Origin of the sequence: Gilliamella sp. CG16, from assembly GCF_046635785.1 — a bacterium.
Taxonomy (GTDB): domain Bacteria; phylum Pseudomonadota; class Gammaproteobacteria; order Enterobacterales; family Orbaceae; genus Gilliamella; species Gilliamella apicola_I.
This window is the reverse complement of record NZ_JBIDFL010000002.1, coordinates 174,420-199,690: the sequence shown is the minus strand read 5'-3', so window position 1 is coordinate 199,690 and position 25,271 is coordinate 174,420. Positions and strand designations below refer to the sequence as shown.

27 protein-coding genes are annotated in these 25,271 nt (G+C 36.0%); 7 read left to right on the top strand and 20 right to left on the bottom strand.

The genetic code is table 11. From position 1 onward, the window contains the following. Position 1: 1 nt before the first annotated feature. The 12 genes from ACGH47_RS03345 to trxB all read right to left on the bottom strand — a co-directional run bounded on the left by ACGH47_RS03345 (position 2) and on the right by trxB (position 11,766). A complete protein-coding gene (locus tag ACGH47_RS03345) occupies positions 2 to 727 on the bottom strand; it encodes an amino acid ABC transporter ATP-binding protein (protein ID WP_065559141.1) in 726 nt (241 codons plus the stop codon). Next, positions 724 to 1,425 carry an ABC transporter permease subunit gene (locus ACGH47_RS03340; protein WP_267351580.1) on the bottom strand — a complete coding sequence of 234 codons (702 nt, stop codon included), beginning with the start codon at positions 1,423 to 1,425 and terminating at the stop codon, positions 724 to 726. The genes ACGH47_RS03345 and ACGH47_RS03340 overlap by 4 nt, the downstream gene beginning before the upstream one ends. A gap of 1 nt (position 1,426) precedes the next feature. Further along, positions 1,427 to 2,161, bottom strand: coding sequence for an amino acid ABC transporter permease (locus tag ACGH47_RS03335; protein ID WP_065559143.1), 735 nt, complete (start codon positions 2,159 to 2,161; stop codon positions 1,427 to 1,429). Between the two features lie 151 nt (positions 2,162 to 2,312). Further along, positions 2,313 to 3,221 carry a glutamate/aspartate ABC transporter substrate-binding protein gene (locus tag ACGH47_RS03330; protein WP_267351577.1) on the bottom strand — a complete coding sequence of 303 codons (909 nt, stop codon included), beginning with the start codon at positions 3,219 to 3,221 and terminating at the stop codon, positions 2,313 to 2,315. Positions 3,222 to 3,446: 225 nt separating this feature from the next. Beyond that, entirely contained in the window at positions 3,447 to 4,988 is a 1,542-nt protein-coding gene (gene lnt / locus ACGH47_RS03325; protein ID WP_411622733.1) for an apolipoprotein N-acyltransferase, read from the bottom strand. After that, on the bottom strand, positions 4,981 to 5,853 hold the full coding sequence (gene corC, locus ACGH47_RS03320; protein WP_267378026.1) for a CNNM family magnesium/cobalt transport protein CorC: 873 nt from the start codon (positions 5,851 to 5,853) through the stop codon (positions 4,981 to 4,983). The genes lnt and corC overlap by 8 nt, the downstream gene beginning before the upstream one ends. A 105-nt stretch (positions 5,854 to 5,958) precedes the next feature. Beyond that, a complete protein-coding gene (gene ybeY, locus ACGH47_RS03315) occupies positions 5,959 to 6,423 on the bottom strand; it encodes an rRNA maturation RNase YbeY (protein WP_411622732.1) in 465 nt (154 codons plus the stop codon). A 14-nt stretch (positions 6,424 to 6,437) separates the two neighbouring features. Further along, positions 6,438 to 6,908, bottom strand: a complete 471-nt coding sequence (gene rlmH / locus ACGH47_RS03310; protein WP_267351570.1) for a 23S rRNA (pseudouridine(1915)-N(3))-methyltransferase RlmH — start codon at positions 6,906 to 6,908, stop codon at positions 6,438 to 6,440. A gap of 4 nt (positions 6,909 to 6,912) precedes the next feature. Beyond that, positions 6,913 to 7,230, bottom strand: a complete 318-nt coding sequence (gene rsfS / locus ACGH47_RS03305) for a ribosome silencing factor (protein WP_065559148.1) — start codon at positions 7,228 to 7,230, stop codon at positions 6,913 to 6,915. Positions 7,231 to 7,455: 225 nt separating this feature from the next. After that, positions 7,456 to 9,087 carry a heme ABC transporter ATP-binding protein/permease CydC gene (gene cydC / locus ACGH47_RS03300; protein ID WP_411622731.1) on the bottom strand — a complete coding sequence of 544 codons (1,632 nt, stop codon included), beginning with the start codon at positions 9,085 to 9,087 and terminating at the stop codon, positions 7,456 to 7,458. Further along, entirely contained in the window at positions 9,081 to 10,796 is a 1,716-nt protein-coding gene (gene cydD / locus ACGH47_RS03295; RefSeq protein WP_411622730.1) for a heme ABC transporter permease/ATP-binding protein CydD, read from the bottom strand. The genes cydC and cydD overlap by 7 nt, the downstream gene beginning before the upstream one ends. Positions 10,797 to 10,812: 16 nt before the next feature. Beyond that, on the bottom strand, positions 10,813 to 11,766 hold the full coding sequence (gene trxB / locus ACGH47_RS03290) for a thioredoxin-disulfide reductase (protein ID WP_411622729.1): 954 nt from the start codon (positions 11,764 to 11,766) through the stop codon (positions 10,813 to 10,815). Between the two features lie 392 nt (positions 11,767 to 12,158). Between trxB and ACGH47_RS03285 the strand changes: the two genes are divergently transcribed. Next, positions 12,159 to 12,350 carry a hypothetical protein gene (locus ACGH47_RS03285; protein WP_267351562.1) on the top strand — a complete coding sequence of 64 codons (192 nt, stop codon included), beginning with the start codon at positions 12,159 to 12,161 and terminating at the stop codon, positions 12,348 to 12,350. 65 nt (positions 12,351 to 12,415) lie between these two features. Here ACGH47_RS03285 and ACGH47_RS03280 read toward each other — a convergent pair whose 3' ends face one another. Together ACGH47_RS03280 and ACGH47_RS03275 are read right to left on the bottom strand one after the other, a co-directional pair. After that, positions 12,416 to 13,066 carry an NAD(P)H-dependent oxidoreductase gene (locus ACGH47_RS03280; protein WP_267351560.1) on the bottom strand — a complete coding sequence of 217 codons (651 nt, stop codon included), beginning with the start codon at positions 13,064 to 13,066 and terminating at the stop codon, positions 12,416 to 12,418. A gap of 8 nt (positions 13,067 to 13,074) precedes the next feature. After that, on the bottom strand, positions 13,075 to 14,325 hold the full coding sequence (locus tag ACGH47_RS03275) for an AmpG family muropeptide MFS transporter (RefSeq protein ID WP_220216675.1): 1,251 nt from the start codon (positions 14,323 to 14,325) through the stop codon (positions 13,075 to 13,077). A 226-nt stretch (positions 14,326 to 14,551) separates the two neighbouring features. Here ACGH47_RS03275 and ACGH47_RS03270 point away from each other — a divergent pair, with 226 nt between their 5' ends. The 6 genes from ACGH47_RS03270 (at position 14,552) to rplI (ending at position 18,393) form a co-directional block, all read left to right on the top strand. Continuing rightward, positions 14,552 to 15,541, top strand: a complete 990-nt coding sequence (locus tag ACGH47_RS03270; RefSeq protein WP_267351759.1) for a 2-hydroxyacid dehydrogenase — start codon at positions 14,552 to 14,554, stop codon at positions 15,539 to 15,541. A 55-nt stretch (positions 15,542 to 15,596) separates the two neighbouring features. Beyond that, positions 15,597 to 16,670, top strand: coding sequence for a lytic murein transglycosylase B (gene mltB / locus ACGH47_RS03265; protein WP_411622728.1), 1,074 nt, complete (start codon positions 15,597 to 15,599; stop codon positions 16,668 to 16,670). Positions 16,671 to 17,013: 343 nt separating this feature from the next. After that, positions 17,014 to 17,397 carry a 30S ribosomal protein S6 gene (gene rpsF, locus ACGH47_RS03260; protein ID WP_065559156.1) on the top strand — a complete coding sequence of 128 codons (384 nt, stop codon included), beginning with the start codon at positions 17,014 to 17,016 and terminating at the stop codon, positions 17,395 to 17,397. Then, positions 17,384 to 17,689 (top strand): primosomal replication protein N, encoded by a 306-nt coding sequence (gene priB, locus ACGH47_RS03255; protein ID WP_411596968.1) that lies wholly within the window; start codon positions 17,384 to 17,386, stop codon positions 17,687 to 17,689. The genes rpsF and priB overlap by 14 nt, the downstream gene beginning before the upstream one ends. Before the next feature lie 4 nt (positions 17,690 to 17,693). After that, positions 17,694 to 17,921, top strand: a complete 228-nt coding sequence (gene rpsR / locus ACGH47_RS03250) for a 30S ribosomal protein S18 (RefSeq protein ID WP_025314965.1) — start codon at positions 17,694 to 17,696, stop codon at positions 17,919 to 17,921. 22 nt (positions 17,922 to 17,943) lie between these two features. Continuing rightward, the gene (gene rplI, locus ACGH47_RS03245; protein ID WP_267351555.1) at positions 17,944 to 18,393 is read left to right on the top strand and encodes a 50S ribosomal protein L9; all 450 of its coding nucleotides are present in this window, start codon (positions 17,944 to 17,946) and stop codon (positions 18,391 to 18,393) included. Positions 18,394 to 18,548: 155 nt separating this feature from the next. Here the strand turns inward: rplI and ggt are convergent, their stop codons facing one another. The 6 genes from ggt to ACGH47_RS03215 form a co-directional block, all read right to left on the bottom strand. Beyond that, positions 18,549 to 20,252 carry a gamma-glutamyltransferase gene (ggt, locus tag ACGH47_RS03240; RefSeq protein ID WP_411622727.1) on the bottom strand — a complete coding sequence of 568 codons (1,704 nt, stop codon included), beginning with the start codon at positions 20,250 to 20,252 and terminating at the stop codon, positions 18,549 to 18,551. Between the two features lie 290 nt (positions 20,253 to 20,542). After that, positions 20,543 to 21,904 (bottom strand): PTS cellobiose transporter subunit IIC, encoded by a 1,362-nt coding sequence (celB, locus tag ACGH47_RS03235; RefSeq protein WP_411622726.1) that lies wholly within the window; start codon positions 21,902 to 21,904, stop codon positions 20,543 to 20,545. Between the two features lie 14 nt (positions 21,905 to 21,918). Next, complete coding sequence (locus ACGH47_RS03230) at positions 21,919 to 22,410, bottom strand: hypothetical protein (protein ID WP_411622725.1); 492 nt, start codon at positions 22,408 to 22,410, stop codon at positions 21,919 to 21,921. A gap of 12 nt (positions 22,411 to 22,422) precedes the next feature. Further along, positions 22,423 to 22,764 (bottom strand): PTS cellobiose transporter subunit IIA, encoded by a 342-nt coding sequence (locus ACGH47_RS03225; RefSeq protein ID WP_411622724.1) that lies wholly within the window; start codon positions 22,762 to 22,764, stop codon positions 22,423 to 22,425. Positions 22,765 to 22,766: 2 nt separating this feature from the next. Continuing rightward, positions 22,767 to 24,776: a BglG family transcription antiterminator gene (locus ACGH47_RS03220; protein ID WP_411622723.1), complete on the bottom strand. Its 2,010-nt coding sequence runs from the start codon at positions 24,774 to 24,776 to the stop codon at positions 22,767 to 22,769. Positions 24,777 to 24,927: 151 nt separating this feature from the next. After that, positions 24,928 to 25,245, bottom strand: a complete 318-nt coding sequence (locus ACGH47_RS03215) for a PTS cellobiose transporter subunit IIB (RefSeq protein ID WP_411603958.1) — start codon at positions 25,243 to 25,245, stop codon at positions 24,928 to 24,930. Between the last annotated feature and the right edge of the window lie 26 nt (positions 25,246 to 25,271).

The following is a 25,271-nucleotide window of genomic DNA, read 5'->3' as shown; positions in this document are numbered from 1 at the left end:
ATTAATGAATAATCTTTGCTAAAAAGTCTTTAGCACGATCTGATTCTGGGTTACTAAAGAATTGCTCTTTAGATGTATCTTCAATAATCTCGCCAGCATCCATAAAGATAACACGATGTGCCACTTTTCGAGCAAAGCCCATTTCATGGGTCACCACCATCATGGTCATGCCTTCATAAGCTAGTTCGACCATGACATCTAACACTTCATTAACCATTTCAGGATCAAGTGCTGAAGTCGGTTCGTCAAACAACATGACAATTGGATCCATACAGAGTGCACGTGCAATGGCAACACGCTGTTGTTGACCGCCAGAAAGTTGCGCAGGATATTTGTTGGCATGTGCAAGTAAACCAACACGATCTAACAATGATAATGCTTTTTCACGCGCTTCTTTTTCAGATCGTTTTAACACTTTGATTTGAGCTAACGTCAAATTCTTTAAAATCGTTAAATGTGGGAACAGTTCAAAATGCTGAAACACCATCCCGACTTTAGAGCGTAATTTTGCTAGATTAGTTGATTTGCTGGTCACTTCAGTGCCATCAATAATAATTTTACCCTTTTGTACGGGCTCTAAACCATTAACCGTTTTAATCAGCGTTGACTTACCTGATCCAGAAGGACCACAAACCACGACAACTTCACCTTTACCAACTCGTGTAGTACAGTTTTTTAATACCTGAAATTGTCCATACCATTTTGATACATTTTCTAAGGAGATCATCGACTTATCCCTTTTTTGAAATAATTAACTAAACATGAAGCAGTAAAACAAATTATAAAATAAATTGCTGCTGCAAAAATAATCATAGAATATTTGACTGTGCCGCCTTGCACACTACCAATTTGAGTGACACTTGCACCAAACAGGTCAATTAAGCTCATTACATAAACCAAAGACGTATCCTGGAATAAAATAATTCCTTGAGTTAACAGTAATGGAATCATTGATCTGAATGCTTGAGGTAAAATAATCAAACGCATGGATTGGCTTTTTGTCATTCCTAAAGCATAAGCAGCATGATATTGACCTTTAGCAACAGCGCTAATTCCTGCTCGAATAATTTCAGAATAATAAGCGGCTTCAAAAAGCGCAAAAGCAATCATAGCCGAAGCAATACGCACATCTGCATAAGGAGGAAGATTAAACAAATGTTTAATAACCTGTGGTAGTGCCAAATAGAACCATAACAGCACTAATAAAAGTGGAATGGAACGGAATAAATTGACATAGCACTTGGCAAAAACATTCAATATTTTAATATTTGATAGACGCATTAACGCCAGTACCGTTCCCCAAACTATACCAAAAACAACGGCAATAAAAGTAATTTTGGTTGTTAACCATAATCCACTTAATAATAATGGATAATTTTCAATGACCAATGAAGGGATATCGGCAATCCAATTAATTAACTGCATATTATCCTCCTTGACTCATATTTGGTAAACGCATGTGTTTTTCAACATTTCGCATAATGAAAAGAACCGCATAGTTTATCAACACGAAAGCAAGCGTTACGCCACATAACACTTCAATAATACAGTTTGTTGCATCATTGATACGTTCGATTTGTCCAATTAAGTCGATCAACCCAATTGTAGAAGCAACGGATGAATTTTTAATAATATTGGTCATCTCGGAAGTTAATGGCGGAATGATGCGCCGATAAGCATTCGGTAATAAAATATAACAATACGCTTGTCTGTTTGTTAAACCAAGAGCAATTGCCGCATATCGTTGACCTTTTGGCAATGTTTGAATACCTGTTCTTACCTGCTCAGCGATACGTGCAGAGGTAAATAATCCCAACGCAATTGCAGCGGTAATAAACGCACTGATATTTGGGGACAGTTCAGACATAAACCATGTTTTGAAACTTCCGCTTAATAATTCAGGAAATAACATATACCATAAAAACATTTGTACCAATAAAGGAATATTACGGAATAGCTGGACATAGCAAGCAGCAAACTTGTTTAACAGCTTGTTGTCTAATGTTCGGCAAATACCAACCAATGATCCTAGTATAAATGCAATGATCCATGCGGTGATTGCTAACGAAACTGTCACAAAAACGCCATCGAGTAGCCAGTTTAAGTAAATACCGTCTCCATAAGGTGTCGGTTCAAAAAATAGCATCCAATTAAAGCTCATTATGGAATCACAAAGATGTTTCCAAAAGGCTGTAAAAGGTTCCAAAGCTAGTATTCGATTAAAACTCATAATATATTTAATTCACATAAATTAGATTATGTACTAAATGTTTTCACATTTAGTACATGGGATTAGAAAGAGAAGAAAAGTGTTAATCTAATGCTTTATCATTAGGATTTGCAAATAACTCAACCATTTTTGGTGAAATTTCAAGTTCCATATTGGCCCCTTTTGGTGGCACAGGTTGAGTGAACCATTTGTTATATGATTCTAATGCTTTTCCGGATGTTTGAGCATCAGCAATTGCTTTATCCATTAATTGCTTAAATTGGACATCACCTTTTCTTAACATACAACCATAAGATTCATAAGAAAGTGGTTCGCCAATAATTTTCCATTCACTTGGATTAATGGCACGAGAACGCTCTCCTGCTAATAATGCATCATCCATTAAAAATGCTGCTGCTCGACCGGTTTCAAGCGCATTAAATGCATCACCATGATCTTTTGGTGTAATAATACGAATATTTAATTTTTCCTTATTGTTGATTTGATTTAAACGAATTTCTGACGTTGTTCCTGCCGTAGTTACAACGTTCTTACCTTTAAGGTCTTCAATACTATTGATATTGCTATCCGCTTTAACTAAAAAACGTGTACCAACAATAAAGATGCTATTTGAAAAACCAACCGTTTTTTGACGCTCAAGATTATTGGTTGTTGAACCACATTCAAAATCATATGTGTAGTTATTCAGTAATTGTATACGTGTCTTAGAGGTAACCGGTAAATATTTTACTTTAAGATCAGGCATATTTAACTCTTTTTTGACGGCGTCAACAATCAAGTTAGAGTAATCTTGTGAATAGCCAATCACTTCTTGGTTTTTACCATAGTAGGAAAATGGAATAGAAGATTCACGATGACCAACAACAATCACACCACTATCTTTAATTTTGGCTAATGTGCCAGTCAGTTCTTCAGCAACTGCTGAACCACTTATTAGACCTAACATTGCAAATGATAACACTAATTTGGTTAATTTTGTTTTTATGTTCATACTCATCTCCTACTGTTTAATTTGTATCATATTAAATATATTTAATATTTTTACAAAGGGAGTATATTATAACTTATTTTTTACTATAAAAGTACTTTTTACTGTTTATTTATATATCATTGGAGCTAGATGCGAACAATTGTGACCAAAATTTTGTCACAACTGAACGAAGTAATTTTAATCAGAATTAGTTAGATTTAAGCAATAATTATGCCAGTCTCAACATCACTTCCTTTTTTTTATAAAAAAAGGAAGTGTCATAAGAAGCATGATAATTAAATAAGGTCTGTTTCCCCATCTTGCATAAGGTGTTAAACCGATTGTAGGGGATAAGGTTTGAGATAACACTGATGTTTCAAATTGGGGTAATTGTTGGATGATTTTACCATGATGATCGATAATGGCTGTGATGCCATTATTGGTACTCCTTATCAAAGGACGACCAAACTCTAATGCTCTGGCTTGTGCCATTTGAAGATGTTGCTTAGGCCCAATACTGTTACCAAACCAAGCATCATTAGAAACGGTCAGTAAAAAGTCAGTATTAGCTGAAAAATTTTGCCACATTAAATCAGACAAAATCACTTCATAACAAATCACAGTAGTAAATTTAAACCCTTTCATTATTAATGGTGCTTGCTTTATGTCACCTGATTGCATCGATGACATGGGAATACCCAATAGATTCGTAATCGGTTTAAGTACGGCTTCCAATGGAGTGAATTCACCAAATGGCACTAAGTGGTGTTTTTGATACCGATTATTGGTTGGATATTCATAAGGTGTTTTATCACCTAATACCAGTAGCGTATTATACACATTACCGTCATCATCATATCTTCCTCCATTGAAACGATAATCGATGATACCAACGGCGATTTCTGTCTCATTTGCTCTGGCTTGATTATCAAGATACTGCAATAATGACTGTTGATTTATTTCAAAATCTGTAATACTGGCTTCTGACCAGATAATGATTTTATCTTTTCCAAAGTTTGCTTTGGTCAATTTGGTATAGGTATCAATAGTTTGATTTAGTTGTTGATGAGACCACCGTAATGATTGTGCTATATTACCTTGTATCAACGCAAAATTAGCTACTCTGTGATTATCTACCTTAGTCCAATTGATCTGATTGAATAAAAATGGTGCAATCGAGATCGTAAAAAGTGCAATTAATGCACCAAAAAAGTGCTTTGTGAAAGCTTTTTGTTTAAGTCTATACAAACAATATGTTATTAAACCACATAAAATGGTGGTTAATAGTGTCACACCATTTATACCAATAAGGGGAAAATAAGCTCGTAATGGGCTGTCAAGTTGACTGTAACCTAACTCAAGCCATGAAAAACCAGTTAAAATATAACCACGTAAAAATTCAGTTAATTGCCAAAAAATAGGAGCAGCAAAGACTAGCTGTTTCAATGAAAACGGCGGTGCAAATCGTTTTAAGCAGCTAAGTAATAGCGCAAAAAGCATTGGATAAAGTGACAGGTAAAGGATCAAAAATCCTAAAATGATTAATGCCACAGATGATGGCAATTCGCCGTACTGTTTAATACTAATATAAATCCAATGCACACCGGCTGTAAAATAGCCGATTCCCCAGCAAAGCCCTATCAGCATCGCTTGCTTTTTAGACTTATTAGCTATGAGCCATAACAGTCCTGCAAAGGATATAAATGCTAAAGGCCAAATCTGAAAAGGAGCATAGCTGAAAACAGCGATACTCCCGAAAATTATAGCTAATGCCAGATGTTTAAGCATTTTCAGGTAACTCTAGATTAGGAACGGTTGCCCCTTCAGGAATAGTGACATGAAGCTGAATGATCCGTCGACGATCGGCAATGGTCACTTTAAATTGATAACCTTCAATAGTGATACTTTCGCCTCGTAAGGGTAAACGTCCAAAATGTTGCATGACTAACCCCCCAATGGTATCCATTTCTTCATCACTAAAATCGGTTTTAAAAACATCGTTGAAGTCTTCAACAGGTGTCAGTGCTCGAACAGTATAGACTTGAGGGGATAAGCGACGAATATCACGATCTTCAATCTCATCAAATTCATCTTCGATATCACCAACAATCAACTCTAAAATATCTTCAATGGTGACTAAGCCCGAAACACCACCAAATTCATCGATAGCTATAGCCATATGATAGCGTTCCATTCGAAACTCTTTCAACATATGATCAACACGTTTGCTTTCTGGCACAACAACAGTAGGGCGTAAAATTTTTTTCAGATCAAAATTATCCACACCTTGACGAATAAACATAAGAAGATCTTTAGCTAACAAAATACCTTCAATGTGATCTCTATCTTCACTTATGACAGGATAACGAGAGTGTCCATGTTCAGAAATAATATTCAAACACTCATCAAGCGTGTAATTATCTTTAATTGTTACAATTTGAGAACGAGGAATCATAATATCGCGAACACGCTGTTCTGCAATATCCATTACTCCTTCGATCATGTCGAGAGTATCAGGATCAATCAGTTCGTTTTCTTCGGCTTCACGAATTACTTCAATCAGTTCTTCTTTATCTTTGGGCTCTGAATTGAATAACTGACTTAACCATAAAGTAAACCCTTTTTTAGGGCTCCGGTGATTATCATCACTCATTTGCTTGATTCCTTAGTTATTTTGCATGATGTAAATGATTCTTATACTCAGCTTAGTTAATGTGAATTATAAATTGAATGAGAATAGTGTAATGATTTGTTTTAATTAGTCAATGGGTTGATAAGGATCATCAAATCCTAACTGTTTCATAATATCAATTTCGATACTTTCCATTTCTTCTGCTTCTTCGTCAACAATATGATCATAACCGAGTAAATGCAAACAGCCATGCACTATCATGTGAGCCCAATGCGAAATTAATAATTTATGTTGTTCTTGTGCTTCTTTTTCGACGACTTGTTTACAAATAATGAGATCACCTAAAAGTGGCACTTCAATATCAATTGGCGACTCAAAAGGAAAAGATAGCACATTGGTCGGTTTATTTTTTTGTCGATAGGTATGATTTAATTGTTGGCTTTCAGCTTCATCAACAATACGAATCGTTATTTCTGCTTGATCCATAAATTGAGGCAGAATAACGTTTAACCACTGCATGATTTGTTGTTCAGTGGGAAGGCGATCAGTTAGCGTTGTTGCTATTTGCAGATCTAAGATAATTTCACTCATGATAAACTCTGTCATTATTCACGATGATAAGGATGATTAGTGGTTAAACTCCAAGCTCGATACAGGCTTTCAGCCACAATAACTCGAACAAGAGGATGAGGTAAGGTAAGGGGGGATAATGACCAGCTTTGTTCTGCTGCTGCTTTGCAAGCTGGTGAAAGTCCTTCAGGCCCACCAATTAATAAACTGACATCACGTCCATCTGTCTTCCAACGTTCCAATTGCTCGGCTAAATTATGAGTAGTATAAGGTCTACCGGGAATGTCTAGCGTGACAATACGGTTACCTTTGCCACAAGCACTAAGCATCGATTCGCCTTCTTTATCTAAAATACGAACGATATCGGCATTTTTAGTACGTTTTCCTGCCGGTATTTCGATTAATTCTAAAGGCATATCTTTCGGAAAACGAAAGCGATAATCATCAAAAGCAGTTGTGACCCAATTAGGCATTTTAGTGCCTACAGCAATGAGCTGTATTTTCACCTAATTAACCCCAAAGTTTTTCAAGTTCGTAAAGTTGACGACTTTCTTCTTGCATGATGTGCACAATCACAGAATCCATATCGACAACAACCCAGTCAGCATCACTTTGTCCTTCACTACCTAAAACAAGATACCCATGCTTTTTAGCTTCATCAATTAAATGCCCTGCAATTGAAGACACGTGACGATTTGATGTACCGGTGCAAATGACCATATAATCAGTAATACTTGATTTACCTTTCACATCAAGAATGACAATATCCTTGCCTTTTAAATCATCAATTTTATCTGTAATGAAATCTTGTAATGACTGTTGCAAAATAAACTCTCTATCAATCTAAATAAAGCACTAGTATAACATATTTTAAAAATTGCAGTGTAGATAACCATTAGGCAAAAGTTATCTTACAAAAAATTTAAACATCTTAACTGGTTTGTCACGTATTCAAGTTTGACTGTTTAAAATGTTAAACAGTCACAAAATGTACGTTCTCTAAAAATTTATCCTAAAAAACATATAAATAATAACACTATGTTACACGCTAAGTTAGAGCGAAATTACTCGATCAAATAACGGATTATCAATTAAACGATGTGTTACCATAAGTAAAGTTTTACCTTTACAGGATTGTTGGATAAGTTTAATGATCTGCTGTTCCGTTTGTTGATCCAAGCTTTCGGTTGGTTCATCCATTAAAATCAAGGGTGAATGATGCAGTAATGCTCGAGCAATCCCAATACGGCGAATTTCACCACCCGATAACGCACGCCCACCTTGCCCAATAAGTAAATCGAGACCTTTTTCCGTAATAAGTAATTTATCCAGCTCAACTTGATGTAAAACATCTATCAATTGCTGATCGGTAGCCTGCTCATTACCAATCAGCAAATTTTGCCGTAACGTATCGCTAAAAATGGTAATAACTTGCGGAACGACAGCAATAGCTTGGCGAAGTGTTTTTTCATCCAACTGGTTAATAGGGGTATCATTCAAATAGATTGACCCCGAATTGGGTTCCCAAATGCGATTAATCAGATTGAGCAGTGTTGATTTACCTGAGCCGGTTTTACCAATCAACCCAATATGCTCACCAGATTCAACCGTTAACGAAAAATCCTTTAATATGATAAAAGGTTGATTTGGATAACTAAAATTAACTTTATCAAATTGTAATTTAGCCATTGTCAAATCAAGTGTTTTACCTTCTTTCACAAAGGTAATTTCAGGTGTTTGACTAAAAATAGCCGTTATACGGGATGCCGAAGCGATGACTTGCCCTAAAAATATAAAGGCATTAGGAATGGGCATTAAAATTTCTGCACTGGCAAGACAAACAAATACAAATAAGGCAACTAATGGCGAAAGTGTATATTGAGTGATCAGCCATAATACCAGCAGTGTTAAAAAACCTGAGATTAATAAAATTAATGCACTCGATAGCGCCACTAATGTTGATTGACGTTGTTGATTACTAAGCCACTGTGATTCAAGTTCATCAAGTTTATCACGATACTTTGCTTGGGCATTAAATAAAGTGAGTTCAGCTTGTCCTTGTAAATAGCTAATCAGTTGTGAACGATAATCGCTTTGCTGTTTTGCCAATGTCTCGCCTAATTGTTTACCGGCATAATAAAAAATTACAGGTACAGTAAGCAAAGTCAGCGTGAGAATAATGGTAATGATGAGCGCAATAGGTAGATTAATGTAACTTAATCCGATAAATAAAATTGCGATCATTATCAATGCAGTTACAATGGGTGAAAAAAGTTTTAAATAAAGGTGATCAAGCGCATCAATATCGACAATAAATCGATTAAGCAGATCCGCTTTTTGATATTGTGCTAATTGATTGGCACTTAATGGTAATAGTTTGCGAAAAGCTAATGTCCTTAAGTAAGCAAGAATTTTGAAGGTTGTATTATGATCAACTAAACGCTCCATATAGCGTGCTGCCGTTCGGGTAATCGCTGCTGCCCGAACCCCAGCAGCAGGAAGCATATAATTGAAAGAATACAAACCAGCTACCCCCACAAAAGCGGTTGACGCTAAAAACCAGCCAGATAAAGAGAGCAAAAACACACTTGCAAACAGGGTGAGAATCGATAAAGATAATCCAATTAAGATTTGCCAAAAATAGTGTTTATACAGAGCAATGTATGGACGCAAAATTGCTAGCATGTGATCTCCTTAACGTTACAATTTAATTGACCATGAGCCAGTTGCCAAACTTGATCTGCGTACTGCATATCGTCCGACTGATGGGTAATTGTAATCGTATTAGGGGCAATATTATGTCGTTCTAAATGATTAATTGTTTCTTGATCTAAGCTTGCTGTAGGTTCATCTAAAATCAATAATTGGCAAGACTTTAGCATCGCTCTGGCTAAAGCCACGCGCTGTGCTTGTCCAATCGATAACCGGATAGCATCTTCGCCAATAAGGGTATCTAACCCCTCGGGCAGTTTAGCTACAACGTCAATAAGCTGTGCTTTACAAATGACGGCTTGAAGTTCTTCATTACTGGCAAGCGGATTACCAAGTAAAATATTATCTCGTACAGAACTATTTAAAAGATAGGGATGTTGACCAATCCAACTGACTTGTTTTTGCCAATCAGTGATATTTAACTGATTAAACTCAATCCCATTGATTTTTAATGAACCTTGATAAGGCAAAAAACCAAGTAAAACTTGCATTAACGAACTTTTCCCCTCGCCACTGGTTCCTATTAATGCTAATTTAAAAGGCGCCTTTAGCGAAAAAGATAAAGGGCCAACAATAGGGTGTCGCTCGTTGGATAATACGATTAAGTTATCTGCTTCAATAGATTTTAATGGCTCATTAAAGGGAATCGATTTTACTTGATGTTCAGCATTTATTGATGAATTTTCATCATTTAAAAAAGATTCAATATTATCAGCGGCAGCAATAGCTTCGGCTTTCGCATGATAGTAAGTGCCTAAATCACGTAAAGGCTGAAAAAATTCTGGCGCCAAAATTAACGCAAAAAAACCAGCGAAAAGCGTGACTGTGCCATTATAAGAACCAAAATCAAACTCGCCTAAATAAGAAAATCCAAAATATACCGCCACAATGGCGATTGAAATCGAGGTGAAAAACTCTAAAACGGCAGAAGACAAAAAAGCGACTTTTAAAACTTGCATCGTTTTAACGCGAAAATCTTCGGATGCACGCTTAATCTCTTGAGCTTGTTTTTCGCCTTGATTAAACAGCCGAATGGTATTTAGACCTTTTAATCGATCTAAAAAATGACCGCTTAGATAACTCAATGCTTTAAAGTGGCGACGATTAATATCCGCAGCACCCATACCCACTAAAATCATAAAAATCGGAATTAATGGGGCTGTAGCGAGTAAAATAAGTGCTGCTGCCCAATTAAAAGGGAAAATTGCGATACAAATTAAAATAGGTACCATACTCACTAAACGCATTTGCGGTAAATAGCGGGCAAAAAAATCCTGGAGATTATCAACTTGTTCAATAATTAATGTACTCCATGCACCGGTGGTGCTTCGATTTAGATAAGCAGGGCCCATTTTTTCAAGCTGATTGATTAATTGATGACGAATCTGTTTTCTAACTTTTTTGCCTAAAATAAAATTAATTTTCTCTCGTAAATAAAGTAAACCAGCGCGGACAAGAAACACAATAACCAAACAACCAAAATAAGGCAAAATGTCAAAAAATCTGTGTTGCTCAATAATTAACTTTTGTAAGATCGTCGCTAACAAAGCCGCTTGAAAGATCACAAAAATGGTTAACAAAAAGCCGGTTAAAGTCGAGGCACGCAAGTCAGATTTATATCCTTTTGCATGCTGCTTTAGCCAATTTAATAAATAAGTTTGACGTTGTTTATCTAATGACATGAATATCAATATTTTTCTATTTTAAATTATCTAAATAGTGCTCTGCATCCAATGCCGCCATACAACCCGTACCTGCCGAAGTAATGGCTTGCCGATAAATGTGATCCATCACATCGCCTGCTGCAAAAATTCCTTCGACACTGGTTTGTGTTGCTCGCCCTTCAGTACCTGATTTGACTTTGATATAACCATTTTTTAACTCAAGTTGTCCTTCGAAAATCTCGGTATTTGGTTTATGACCTATGGCGATAAAAACGCCCATAGCAGCGACTTCTTCACTGATATTCGGATCTTGTGTACTGAGTAACCTGACACTCGTTACGCCCATATTGTCGCCCAAAATTTCATCAACAATGCGATGAGTATGTAAAATCACTTTTCCCTGTTGTACCTTTTCGTGCAATCTATTCATTAATATTTTTTCTGCTCTAAAGGTATCACGACGATGAATTAAGTGAACTTCACTTGCAATGTTAGCTAAGTAAAGTGCTTCTTCGACAGCTGTATTACCGCCACCGACGACAGCCACTTTCTGATTACGATAGAAAAATCCGTCACAAGTCGCACAAGCTGATACCCCTTTACTTTTAAAAGCTTCTTCAGAAGGCAAGCCTAGATATTGGGCAGACGCACCCGTTGCAATAATCAATGCATCACAATGATATTCTGTTTCACTGCCATAAAGCTTATAAGGCTTACTGCTAAAATCGACACGATCAATTTGATCGAAAATAATCTCTGTATTAAATCGTTCGGCATGTTCTCGCATTTTGACCATTAATTCAGGGCCTGTTAAATCAGGTGCACCTGCTGGCCAATTTTCGAGTTCTGTTGTAGTGGTAAGCTGTCCGCCTTGCTGTAATCCGGTAATTAAGGTAGGGGAAAGGTTAGCACGTGCGGCATACACCGCTGCGGTATATCCAGCTGGACCAGAACCCAGTATTAACAAACGTACATGTTTAGTCTTCATCTTTAAAATCCTTACTCATTTTTGTTCTGGCATCTTATTGTCAATTTTCGTGCAGAAAATTTTTTAATTACTGACAGCCAACAAACAGTCTACCAATTGATATTAACGATATTTCTGGCTCACAAGTCTATCATTATCGATCTCATTCTGGCAAAAAAATTGATTATTGTAGCGATAGGTAGACACAATATATTTATTTAATTGGTTAAAATGCGATTATCTTTTTCTTTTCGGTTTTTTTAATTGAATTTAAGTTTTTTAAAACAACATTTGTTTTATTTTTATCTTTTTTGCCTTTAAAATGTGTTTTTTTCTTATTCAAAACCTGTTACTTATTTTGATAACTATTATTCATTATTTTTAAAGATGAAATCCTAGCAAGATGGAGGGAAATGAAAGTGAATAATCCTTCAAAAGAAAACGTAGAAGCCGTACTACGAAAAATCAATTGGGCGCAAGAAATATTAACGTCATTACAACAAAATATTACCGATCCACAAATTGGCAATATTTTATCTGGCGTGGTGTTTATTATGGATTCGGCATCAACAGATGCCGAAACCTTATACCAATCGGTTAAATAAATTCGGTGTTGTTTTTTTCATTTTGTTCCTTCCGTCGCCATTAGGCACGGAAGTTTTTTTTAATTTTATAAATACGTTGTAAGATCTTTTAGTGGCCAGCGAATTTTTGCTGTTGGCTCTTTTAATCGATAACCAAACGCTAAACCAAGTCCAATACCATAAGATTCAGCACTAAATTGCGGCATATATTTTTCAAGTATTTGCACAATTTTGTCGTATTCAAATCCCCCAATAGCACACGAATCAATACTTCGATACGCTGCCGCTGTTAGCATATTGGCACAAGCAAGATAATCTTGCATTTCTGACCAATGATTAACGGTTAATCCATTTGCTAAACCATGCTCATAAAAATTGATGAAATATTGACTTGCCGTATCGATTGCAGTTTGATCATTAGCATTCGGTAATCCACGGGCGACGGTACGACGCAAATATTCACTTTGTAATGTAAAATTATTGGCTTTACGATAAAGCACAATGACAAAATGTGAACAACTAGTTACCTGTTCTTGATTGTAACAAGCAGCACGTAATTCCGTTTTGATTTTATCATTATCCACAACGACAAAATGCCAAGGCTCAATACCAAAAGAAGACGGTGATAATCGACCCGCTTCTAAAATGTATTCCATATCAGCCTGAGCGATTTTTTTCGTGTCATCAAACTTTTTACATGCATGCCGAAAATTTAATGCTTGAGTTAATTGATCCATATTCTCTCCTAAGTTTTTTTATTCCATGGCGCAACTACAAAAAGTAATAACATTCCTGGTATAGCAAGAAAAAAGCACAACCAAAAAAAATTAGTCCAGCCTAAATAAGAGGTTAAAAAGCCAGACATAGAATTGATTAATGTTCTCGGTATAGCTGAAAAACCTGTTAATAAAGCAAATTGGGTTGCTGTGAATAGTGGGCTTGTATTTTTAGAAATATAGGTAACCAATGCTGTTGCACCCATACCCACTCCTATTGATTCGCAACTGATTACAATCCCCAACATAATTAATTGTTTATAGGTTATTGATTGAAAAGGTCCTTCACAAGATAAATAAACAAAACCTAAAATTGAAAACATCTGAACAAAACCAGATATCCATAACGAACGATTCAATCCAAATTTTGATATAAATACACCACCAATTAATGCCCCCAAAAGGCTAGGCCATACGACAGCATTTTTAGCTATAGTACCAATATGCCTCATTTCAAACTTCATATCCAAATAGAAAGGTGTCGCTAAAGATGTTGCAAGACTGTCCCCGAGTTTGTACAGAGCCACAAAAGATAATACAAATAAAACTTTTGGGAACGATATACGCTTAATAAATTCAATTATGGATTGCACGAAAACGGATTTATCCGATGGAATGTAATTATTATGCATTGGTTCCTTTAACATCATTGTAATAACTAGCATTGGAACAATGAAAGCTGCAGTGAAAGCAAAAACTTCAATCCAAGATAAATAATCAGCAAGAATTAGAGATAAACCACCAGGAATAAATCCAGCAATTCGATAAACGTTAATATGTATGCTATTTCCGTTACCAAGTTCATTATCACTTAAAATTTCTCTTCGATATGCATCGATAGCAACATCTTGTGTTGCTGAAATAAATGCAGTCAGTAAACTAAGGAACACAATGATATCAATATTGTTTTTCGGTGTCAGAAAACCGTAAATAGGTATGATGAACAATAAGCTTAATTGTGTTAAAAGCAACCATCCTTTGCGATATCCAAGCGAAAAAGGTGAAATACGATCTAATAATGGTGCCCAAAGAAATTTTAATAAATACGGTATTTGTGTTAGTGTAAAAGCGCCAATTGTTTTAATATCGACACCACCAACTTTTAACCAAGCCGGAATTAATTGAATTATAAAGAAAAATGGTAATCCAGAACAAAAGCCTGTATAAACACAAAGCAACATTTTTCTATTTAAAAATGTACCAGTTAATTTCTTATTCATTATTTAACATTATTGGTTAGTTTTTTAGCAAAGTGCTATCATAACATATCATTGTCAAAATAATCACTAAGGTCAAAGCAAACAATTCATTCATTTTGGTATTTGGCTGAAATTATTTTATTTAGGTTTACAATGTCTGTATAGTTTTAATAAAACTATAAAAAACAGAGACAACTAAACATGCGTTAATCACCATGAACAGAGGTGCAAAAAAATGAAACATTCAATCAAAATTGCGGTTTTCAGTAGTAAACACTATGACAAAGAACATTTAGAGATTGCCAATAAAAAATTTGGTTTTAATATCGAATATTATGATCATAAACTCAGTCATAAAACAGCAGTCACAGCACAAGGTTATGATGCCGTTTGTGTATTTGTTAATGATGAAGTTGATAAAACCGTTTTACAAAAACTTGCGCATTGTGGGGTAAAAATCTTAGCGTTACGGTGTGCCGGATTTGATAATGTTGACATTGCTGAAGCCAAAAAATTAGGCATTACGGTTGTTCGTGTACCAGCTTACTCACCTGAAGCAGTAGCCGAACATGCCGTTGCACTCATGATGACGCTTAATCGACGTACTCACAAAGCCTACCAACGGACTCGCGATGCGAATTTTGCCCTTGATGGCTTAACTGGATTTAACATGCATAATCGTACCGCAGGCGTGATTGGTACTGGTAAAATTGGACAAGCAGTGATCCGAATCCTAAAAGGTTTTGGTATGAATATTTTAGCTTATGATCCTTTTCCAAATGATATTGCAGTCGAATTAGGTGCGCAATATGTCCAACTTGATGAACTCTATGCAAAATCCGATGTGATTACGCTTCACTGTCCAATGAGCCCTGAAAACTATCATCTACTTAATAAAGATTCATTTAAAAAAATGAAAAATGGCGTCATGATTATTAACACCAGTCGTGGTGGATTACTTGATGCGACAGCCGCAATCGATGCCTTAAAGCAAACCAAAATTGGCGCATTAGGAATGGATGTTTATGAAAATGAACGAGACCTCTTTTTTGAAGATAAATCGAATGATGTTATTTTAGATGACGTGTTCCGTCGATTATCATCGTGTCATAATGTGATTTTTACAGGGCATCAAGCTTTTCTAACGCAAGAAGCCTTATTGAATATCTCCGAAACCACATTAACCAATATCAAGCAGATTTCTCAAGGGCAACCTTGTCAAAACATTGTTGAATAGCATGAAATACATTATTATGCTGTTTATTATTTAACTCTTTAAATGTGGATGGGTTATGCAACGTATTGTCATTTTATTCAGTATGGTATGGTTACTTGTTGCTTGCCAAAGTAACAACTCGACAACATCGCCGATGCAACAACATCGAGGTCAATCAAATGTAGCGGGTGGTGTTTATCTTGAAAAAGAGCATGATCTTGTCATTGTCAACGATGCGCCATTGGCTATTGAACAAGAAAAGTTTATCGATAAAATGGTCAATAAACATGGCTTTGATCGGGAACAACTTCGAGAAGTACTAGCACAAACCACAAAACTTGATTGGGTTATAAATTTAATGGACAAACAAGCACCACAGTCGGGGCCTTCGACTGGCCCTAATGGTGCTTGGATCCGCTATAAAAATAAATTTATCACGCCTAGCAATCTGCCAAGAGGAGTAGAGTTCTGGCATAAATATGAAAAAGAGTTAGCGCAAGCTTATAAAGAGTATGGTGTTCCACCTGAAATTATTGTCGGTATTATTGGTGTTGAAACAGGGTGGGGTAGAGTCATGGGAAAAACAAAAATTATTGACGCACTCTCGACACTTACTTTTTATTACCCAAGACGCTCGGCCTATTTTGCTAAAGAGTTAGAAGATTACTTAATTATGTGTCGAGATGAAGGTGTTGATCCTTTTGATTTAAATGGATCATTTGCTGGGGCAATGGGGTACGGTCAATTTATGCCATCAGCATTTAGAAATCATGCGGTGGATTTTAATCATGACGGTCATGTTGATTTGTGGGATCCGGTAGATGCGATTGGCAGCGTTGCCAACTATTTTAAAGCCTATGGTTGGCAAAAAGGAAAAAAAGTGGCTGTAAAAGCCGATGGACAGGCATTATCGCTTGAAACAGGGTTTAGTACCAAATATTCGATTGAAAGATTGGCCAAAGCAGGATTGAAACCACAAAGCACATTAGATGGCAATAAACAGGTTAGCTTGTTAAGGCTTGATATGGGGAATCGTTATCAATACTGGTATGGATTACCTAATTTTTATGTCATTACCCGTTATAATCACAGTAGCTATTATGCAATGGCAGTATGGCAGTTAGGCTTAGCCGTAAAAGCGGCAAAATAAGATTACAACATAAAGATAAACAATAAATGTTTTGCTATATTCAGGTCACCAAAGGGTGACCTTTTTAATTGGTAAAGAAAGCCGAGAATGAAAATATGATTAAACTTATCAAGAATTATTTAAGAATTTGCGTGAAGTATTCCTTAAATTTATTGTTATCAAACAATTATCATCAGTATTAGTCTGGCACAAAAATTTATTAAACTTAACATATTCATTTGTCAATTATGGTCAGTTGATATATAATGCCCCGTCGATTTCAACCGCCAAATTTTCATGTTCCTTGCTTTCAATGGGTTGCGGTTGCCCCGACAGAAAGCTGATTAATCCGTAGGGAGCGATAATGCGTCATTACGAAATTGTTTTTATGGTTCACCCAGATCAAAGTGAACAAGTACCGGGTATGATCGAACGTTATACTGGTACATTAACGACTGATGGTGGAAAAATTCATCGTTTAGAAGATTGGGGTCGTCGTCAATTAGCCTATCCTATCGAAAAACTGCACAAAGCACATTATGTGTTAATGAATGTTGAAGCGACTCAAGAAGCTGTTAACGAGCTTGAAGATAACTTCCGTTTCAATGATGCAGTCATTCGCAGTTTAATTATGCGTACTAAACATGCTGTAACTGAAACTTCACCAATGTTAAAAGCTAAAGATGAGCGTCGTAACGCTGAAGAAGATTTTAGCGAAGTAAACATGGACGATGATTCCGAAGAATAATCGTTTGGTGTTATCGGGTATTGTTACCAAGACCCCGATAAGAAAAATCAGTCCAAGTGGAGTGTCACACTGCCAATTTTATTTAGAACATGTTTCTGAACAAATTGAAGCAGAACTCACAAGGCAAGCATGGTGTATAATGCCCGTTATTGCCAGCGGACAACAAGAGTTAAGTTACATAAAAAAAGGCAGCAAAGTATTAGTGAGTGGCTTTATTAGTACACACACTAAACGTAATCAAACAAGTCAACTTGTGTTACATGCTGACCAAATTAAACTATTAGGAGAATAGCCAAATGGCACGTTATTTCCGTCGTCGCAAATTCTGCCGTTTTACTGCAGAAGGCGTTAAAGAAATTGATTATAAAGATGTTTCTTTATTAAAAAGCTATATCACTGAAAGTGGTAAAATCGTACCAAGTCGTATTACTGGTACTAGTGCAAAATATCAACGTCAATTAGCTCGCGCTATCAAACGCGCTCGTTACTTGGCATTATTACCATATACTGACAACCATCAGTAATTAGCAACAGAGGGAACATATAATGCAAATTATTCTACTCGATAAAGTTGCTAATTTAGGCAGCTTAGGTGATCAAGTTAATGTTAAAGCGGGTTATGCGCGTAACTTTTTGATTCCACAAGGTAAAGCAGTACCTGCGACTAAAAAGAATATCGAATTTTTTGAAGCGCGTCGTGCTGAATTAGAAGCAAAACTTGCTGAGACATTAAAAGCCGCTGAAGAGCGTGTTGCTGAAATTAATGCACTTGGTAAAGTGACTATTACTTCTAAAGCTGGTGATGAAGGTCGTTTATTTGGTTCTATCGGTACACGTGATATCGCTGATGCGGTTAAAGCTCGTGGTATTGAAGTATCAAAAAGCGAAGTTCGCTTACCAAATGGTGTATTACGTAACACAGGTGAGTTTGAAGTGTTATTCCAAGTACACAGCGAAGCTTTTGCTAAAGTTATTGTTGAAATTATTGCAGAATAATTATCTTCAAATCGCGATAAAAAGCCCGTCTCATTGACGGGCTTTTTATTTACTTTTTACCATACTTATCTAGAAAAAATCTAAGTGTAATCCTAATCATTGATAGCACAATTTACCCAACACATTGATTATTAATGTAATCTTAAATTTATCCTCTAATTGACGATAATCGCTTGACCTCTACCACGAATATCTGACACGGCTTCTGGTTTATTATTATGAATTTTAATCACCTGAATATCTCCGCTAAAATCTTGTTGCACGAAGCGATATCCCATGTTTTCTAACTCTTTTTTAAACAAATTCGGTACATTTGTTTGAAACCGCTCAACAAAAATCACATTGTTCGGCAATAATTGGTGGTGATAACGTGCCGCATTCACTGCATCTTTTAATGACATCTTATTATCATAAACATTAGCCACGACTTGAAAAATAGAGGTAAAGATGCGTGAACCACCAGGGGTGCCTATCACCATTTCTACATTATTATTTTTGATAAATAGGGTTGGAGACATGGATGACAATGGACGTTTATTGGGTTCAATGGCATTTGCATCATTACCGACCACACCGAATTGATTGGCAATACCGGGCTTGCTACTAAAATCATCCATTTCATTATTAAGTAAAATACCTGTACCCTTGACAACAATAGCCGAACCAAACCAACCATTTAACGTATAAGTATTTGATACTGCATTTCCCCACTTATCAACAATTGAAAAATGCGTTGTTTGTAACTTTTCATGTTGCCAGTCTAAACCCGGTTTCACTTGCTCAGTTTTTGAAATCGCAATAGGATTAACTTGTTTGGCACGCTCAACTAAATATTGTTGATCGATAAGTTTTGCAACGGGGACACTGATAAAATCAGGATCGCCCATGTATTCGGCGCGATCAGCAAAAACACGTTTTTCAATTTCTGCTAATAAATGGATATATTGCGCAGAATTGGGCTTAATATCCTTAAACATGTCAGCTATTACTTGCTTCATTAATAATAGTTGAATCAGCCCAATGCCACCTGAACTTGGTGGGGGAGCGGTTACGATTTGCATATCATGCCAATTGGCAATCAAAGGATCACGCCATTTAATCTGATAATTTGCTAAATCACATTCAGTAATAAAACCATTATTGTTTTTCATTTGTTGGGCGATCAGTTTGGCTGTTTCCCCTTTATAAAATCCGTCACGACCAAACTGCGCTATTTTATTTAAGACGTTACCTAATTCAGGTTGTTTAAATAGTTTATTGGTTTTCATATTACCAAAATATTGCTTAAAATAACCGTTGTTTGGCGCAGTCACAACCGCTTCTTGATAACGTTCAATAAGTTGCGGTGGGACAATAAAACCCTCATTAGCAAGGCGGATTGCTGGCGCCATCACTTCTTGCCAGGTTAATTGACCAAAGCGTTGATGAACAGCCCACATACCGGCAACCGTACCCGGTACACCAGAAGCTTGATGAGAATAAAGACTTAAACCAGGGCTCACTTCATTATTACTATCTAAAAACATGGTTTTATAGGCATTATGGGGGGCAACTTCACGATAATCGATAAAATAAGGTTTTCCATCCATCCAAAGTGTCATAAATCCACCACCGCCAATATTGCCAGCCTCAGGATAGGTCACGGCAAGGGTAAATGCAGTAGCCACGGCGGCATCGGCTGCATTTCCACCTTTTTCAAGTATTTCCTTCGCTGCCATAGCACCATAATTATCCGGTGAAGCAACTGCACCTGCTTCTAATTTTAGTTGATGAGTTTCAACAGCAAGCACTTGCTGAGATACCAATAAAAACAAAGCAAAACAGCAATACTTAATGAACAGATTTTTCAAATAGGACATACAACACCTCCTGCTAAATACATGATAACTTCCCCCACTTTTGTCGCTAGGCATCGTTATTATTAATGTGAAAAGCGAGTCAAAAATTGAAGTGGAGGAATAGATGAATATAGCATAGAAGATTCATGCATTGAGTAAATTATGTTCAGTGATTGTTAATGGACGTATTGATAATTCAACACAATTTTCAGTTTGCAAAAACTCATCAAAAAAAATCACGATTGATGAATGATTAATCGTGACTTAAATTAACACTTATAAATTGATAAAACGGTTATACTTGTTTATTTTTAATCGGCTTCGCCAACTTCTTGAACATCATCAACTGGTTTGCCTTGCTCTTCTTTAAATAATTTATTGTCATAAAGTTTAACAAACGGAAGATAGATAAATAGCGCTAAAATAGCAGACAGTATCGCAACAATGGCCGCCTTATAATCTCCACCTGTCCCGATAAAGGCGCCTAATCCCATTGGTGATGGCCAAGGAACTAAAGCAATGATGGGATTCATAATACCCGAACTAATAGCAAAGTAACCTAATGTTCCACATGCCATTGGCGCTAAAAAGAAAGGTAAAGCTAAATAGGGATTATAAACAATCGGCATACCAAAAATAATCGGCTCATTAATATTAAATATGGCAGGAACAGCAGACGCACGACCTAAAATTTTTAACTGGCTTGATTTAGCAAAAAAAGCAATAAAAAACGTCATTAACAGTGTCGAACCTGAGCCGCCTAAAATGACCAATGAATTATTAAATTCACCCGCGAATGGAATATGTGCACCTGCGGTATTTTCGGTCATATTGGCTAACATAATTGGCGTAATAAACGCCCCAATAATGCTTGCCCCGTGAATACCTACAACCCATAATGCATGGATTAAAAAAAGAATAACCATAATCCCTAACCAACTTTTGGTTAAGTTAGTCACAAACGTAAACGGAATACTGACAATATCAAAGATATCTGTCCCCATAAACACTAAAAAGCCATTTAAAATAATGATACAAAAAGCAATAACAAACGTTGGAATCAACGCCGTAAAGGAGCGTGAAACACCTAATGGTACGGTTTCGGGCATTTTAACAACCCAATTTCGTCTGACACATAAAAAATAAAGATGCGTGGCGACTATTGCCATGACAATAGCAATAAAGATCCCCGATGTGCCTAAGCGAAACACAAAAGGCGTTAAACGTAGACCATTAAACACAAGGTTACTTTGATCACTGAATAATGTAATCACCCCATTTTGCATGACTAATTCCGGTAAAGTCATAAAAAATGCAAAAGCCGATAACATTGCACCGTTAAGGGCATTCACTTTTAAGCCTGTCTCTTCCGCTTCAATTTTGGTTAATTCATAGCCCACAACAAAATTAAAATAGAGCGCTAAAATACCGATTGTAGCGGTATTGGCAATCATATACAGATCACTGACCCGAAAAAACGTATTTTCGAAAAAACCTTCTAAACCCGTGAATGTCATTGGCAAGGTATTAAAAACTAAAAACATAGAGCCAACAATTGAAAAAGGTACTGATGCCATACCGGCAGCCATTACCGCGCGCACAATTTTAAATTGTGATATTTTTGCCATTGGTGTCATTAAATACTTTTGTAAAAACACAAATCCGGTATTCATTTTGTTTTCCTCATCTAATTAATAATTTCTTCATAAGCTTGGATTCGTTTAAAATGTTTATCCTCGTTACGTTGAATTTTTGCCAATCTTTTAAGCATTAAAAAAGCCATTACACCACTCCCAATTAGTAGCCCCATGATCGTATTTAAAACAGATTGCGAATCTTTTAAAAATGGAAAAAAGAGATGAAATAAAGATGTATAAAGGGTGATAACTAACACGCCACACATTAAAAGCATCATTTGAAAAAATAACTTAGCAAATGGCATAAAGTTATCATGATTGCGATAAAGCTTTACTTGTTCAAAAGCGGTTAATGCACCCAAAATAAAAAGCGTAATAGGCAAAATAGCGGTGTAGGACTTCGAGCCAAGCAAAAAAACAGCCCAGTAAAGATTCAAAAATAGCAAAAAAGCAGTCGAGTAGCGAATCGCTAAAAAACGATTAAAATAAAGATTAGTTAAACTCAATTTTTTAGACTTATCAAATTGGGCGTTTATCATCATTGCTTAACCTCTTTAGTTAGTCGATAGCTGATCACATCTTTGATATAAAAATGACATCTCAATTGCAATTTCACGCATTGTCATGGTTGTCATTAAATGGTCTTGAGCATGCACCATAATAATTTCCATTTCGATTTGCATACCATTGGCATAAGATTGCAGTAATTCGGTTTGAGATTGATGGGCTGCTAAAATTTCATGATTAGCCTCTTCAAGAAGTTGATTAGCATGGTCAAACTTGGCTGTTCGCATTGCCTGAAAGGCTTCATGGATTTTGGTTTTGGCATTGCCGCTATGCAAAATAATATTAAAAGCGACTAGTTGAATATCTTCTGAGCTCATTTTTGAAATCATTGTTACGCTCCCTTTTCTATAAGTTTAATAAACAGTGATTTGAATTCGGAAAAAGTTTGGCATTGCAATAACTGGTGTTGCATCGCTGAATCATCAATCAAATTGACGATTGCTTTTGTCATCATTGCTAAAGAAGGATTTTGATAAACAGACGGTGAAATAAGAAAAATAAAGCGAATATCAGGGTAGTTTTTATCCCAATAGACACCATGAGGAATCAGCGCAATCCCCATTTTAGATAATCTTCCTACAGGAACAGCAGGATGCGGTACCACAATGTTAGGACTAAAAAAGATATCTCCTAACGCCATTCGTTTAGCCATTTGTTTAATCATCTTTGATTTATAACAACAGGCTTCATTGACCGCTAAACGCTCCAATAAAAGATCTAAAATATCGTCTTTCGTTAATGGACATTGGCAATAATAAAAGTAATCAGCGGTCACCTCTTCAACGACTTGCTCAAGATAGGACAAATGGCTTTTTTCATTGACGATATAAGCCGATGATATCGTGTTCAGATTGGATGAAGTTATGACATGACGTGAAGAAAGATAACGCCGAATTTTTTGCACATCTTCTTCAGTAAAAAAAACAGAAACATGAAAAACCGGAATTTTAAAGACTTTGGCAGAAAGATCGACTGAAGAGATAATAAAATCCACTTCGTTTAACATGTCGGGTTCAATTTCATAATAGCCTCGGGTATCAATAATTTTAATACGCTCATCAAATTCACACTCGATCCGATTTTTTAAAAGTTGAGCGCTACCCAATCCGGTTGCACAAATAATTAATACTCTCATTTTTTGCGCATTTTTCAGTTTTTCAACCGAAGCCAAAAAGTGCAGGGCTAAATAACCCCATTCATCATCAGAAACAGTTAACTTAGTTAGATTAGGGAGTTGTTTAAAATAGTGCTTAACTAAGTCAAATAATTCGGGCGAGCAGGTTTTGATCTCATTCAGTAATGGATTTTCAAGTTTGATATTTTGCGCTAACCTTACTAACATCGGTTTTAAATGTTGAACCAAGCCATTTTTTAATTGCTCATCTTTCAAAAATTGATAGCCTGTTTCAAGCTGAATCTTAAGTAATAAATCGGTTAACATTAAGCTCAGTTGCGCATCTAAATCTTGTTGGATAAAGTTAGATTTACTCATCAAATGCAAGGTTAAATACATCTGTTCTTCTTTCGGAAAAGCAAAACCAATTACTGTCTCAATGCGATGAATTATTTTTTTCGCAACGTGAAATTCCAATGAACTTTTAGTTGTTTCTGGCATATCCAGATTTTGAATGGTCAGACCAGATTGTAAACGTTTAATGCTTAAAGAAAGATGCAACACAATATTTTGCATCATCACATCGGACAATTTTATGTTTGCTTCACGACACTCATCTAAAATAATAATGGTTAACGTGTCAAAACTGATTGCATCACTAAACTTATTTAAATAAGTTAAACGCTGCAAAAAGTTGATGGATTCTTCATGAAAAAAATAGCTCATAATAAAATGACGTTTGGCTTTTTCTGCACCGTCCACATAAAACAGCCGTTTATTTTTCTTTAAAGTCAGTTCAAAAGGTTGAAGCTGAGTTTTTATTTCCAGCATATCTTTATTGAGTTGTGATGAACTAATAAATAACTGTTCGGATAATGCTTCAATATCGATTTTTTGACATTCCAGTAATAGCAGATTAAGAATGTAGTGTTTGCGGTGACAGACTTCTCGTATATTGGCTTGTTCTTCATGCCGATCTAATAAATGATGTTCAATCAAAAACGAATTAAACGCCGTTCTATCCAAGATTTGCAATTGATAACCATAGCCTTGTTTACTGACAATTTTGGCGCCATTACATTCAATCAATGCTTTTAAATCGTTAAGATAAGTACGAACAGTTCTATCGGATAATGATAACTCAGTTGCCAGCAACGCACTGCTTTTAAACTGATTTTTTGAGCCGACTAATAGGCTAATAAGATCGCGTTGTTTATTTTTAATCATTATCATCCACACCTATAACAGCTAAAAAGATAAAGAATAGTGTGGTTGCTTTAGTTTGCTAATCAGACACACTCTAAGCAACATCGCCGGGCGCCGATCCTAAAACGGTCAAAAAACGGCGCCCAATACTGAAAACAGCAATGATCTAAAATTATTGGATATTTTCCTCAATCAATTTTGCTAATTGTTCAATCCCCGAAGGGGTAGGGATATAAGCTTGAAAAGGAATACTGACAACAGGCTTACCGACTTCATCGCCCAATTTTTTGAATTTATCTAACATCATCATCGTTTGTGGACTAATTAAAAACAGGGAAAAATCACTATTTTTAATCATACTACTGCCTTCGGTTGCTGAAACAGCATCAACTGAAATCGCCTTATTTTTATTGGTAAAATATTCGGTTGCTTTTTTTGCCATTAACGATGAAGACATACCCGCAGCACAAATAATTAACGCTTTTTTCATAGCTTCTCCTAAAAAGTTGTTATCCA

Bases quoted from the DNA above. Each gene is read 5' to 3' on its own strand.
- ACGH47_RS03345 (WP_065559141.1), bottom strand. From the start codon at position 727: ATGATCTCCTTAGAAAATGTATCAAAATGGTATGGACAATTTCAGGTA.
- ACGH47_RS03340 (WP_267351580.1), bottom strand. From the start codon at position 1,425: ATGCAGTTAATTAATTGGATTGCCGATATCCCTTCATTGGTCATTGAA.
- ACGH47_RS03335 (WP_065559143.1), bottom strand. From the start codon at position 2,161: ATGAGCTTTAATTGGATGCTATTTTTTGAACCGACACCTTATGGAGAC.
- ACGH47_RS03330 (WP_267351577.1), bottom strand. From the start codon at position 3,221: ATGAACATAAAAACAAAATTAACCAAATTAGTGTTATCATTTGCAATG.
- lnt (WP_411622733.1), bottom strand. From the start codon at position 4,988: ATGCTTAAACATCTGGCATTAGCTATAATTTTCGGGAGTATCGCTGTT.
- corC (WP_267378026.1), bottom strand. From the start codon at position 5,853: ATGAGTGATGATAATCACCGGAGCCCTAAAAAAGGGTTTACTTTATGG.
- ybeY (WP_411622732.1), bottom strand. From the start codon at position 6,423: ATGAGTGAAATTATCTTAGATCTGCAAATAGCAACAACGCTAACTGAT.
- cydC (WP_411622731.1), bottom strand. From the start codon at position 9,087: ATGCTAGCAATTTTGCGTCCATACATTGCTCTGTATAAACACTATTTT.
- cydD (WP_411622730.1), bottom strand. From the start codon at position 10,796: ATGTCATTAGATAAACAACGTCAAACTTATTTATTAAATTGGCTAAAG.
- trxB (WP_411622729.1), bottom strand. From the start codon at position 11,766: ATGAAGACTAAACATGTACGTTTGTTAATACTGGGTTCTGGTCCAGCT.
- ACGH47_RS03285 (WP_267351562.1), top strand. From the start codon at position 12,159: ATGAAAGTGAATAATCCTTCAAAAGAAAACGTAGAAGCCGTACTACGA.
- ACGH47_RS03280 (WP_267351560.1), bottom strand. From the start codon at position 13,066: ATGGATCAATTAACTCAAGCATTAAATTTTCGGCATGCATGTAAAAAG.
- ACGH47_RS03275 (WP_220216675.1), bottom strand. From the start codon at position 14,325: ATGAATAAGAAATTAACTGGTACATTTTTAAATAGAAAAATGTTGCTT.
- mltB (WP_411622728.1), top strand. From the start codon at position 15,597: ATGCAACGTATTGTCATTTTATTCAGTATGGTATGGTTACTTGTTGCT.
- rpsF (WP_065559156.1), top strand. From the start codon at position 17,014: ATGCGTCATTACGAAATTGTTTTTATGGTTCACCCAGATCAAAGTGAA.
- rpsR (WP_025314965.1), top strand. From the start codon at position 17,694: ATGGCACGTTATTTCCGTCGTCGCAAATTCTGCCGTTTTACTGCAGAA.
- rplI (WP_267351555.1), top strand. From the start codon at position 17,944: ATGCAAATTATTCTACTCGATAAAGTTGCTAATTTAGGCAGCTTAGGT.
- ggt (WP_411622727.1), bottom strand. From the start codon at position 20,252: ATGTCCTATTTGAAAAATCTGTTCATTAAGTATTGCTGTTTTGCTTTG.
- celB (WP_411622726.1), bottom strand. From the start codon at position 21,904: ATGAATACCGGATTTGTGTTTTTACAAAAGTATTTAATGACACCAATG.
- ACGH47_RS03230 (WP_411622725.1), bottom strand. From the start codon at position 22,410: ATGATGATAAACGCCCAATTTGATAAGTCTAAAAAATTGAGTTTAACT.
- ACGH47_RS03225 (WP_411622724.1), bottom strand. From the start codon at position 22,764: ATGATTTCAAAAATGAGCTCAGAAGATATTCAACTAGTCGCTTTTAAT.
- ACGH47_RS03220 (WP_411622723.1), bottom strand. From the start codon at position 24,776: ATGATTAAAAATAAACAACGCGATCTTATTAGCCTATTAGTCGGCTCA.
- ACGH47_RS03215 (WP_411603958.1), bottom strand. From the start codon at position 25,245: ATGAAAAAAGCGTTAATTATTTGTGCTGCGGGTATGTCTTCATCGTTA.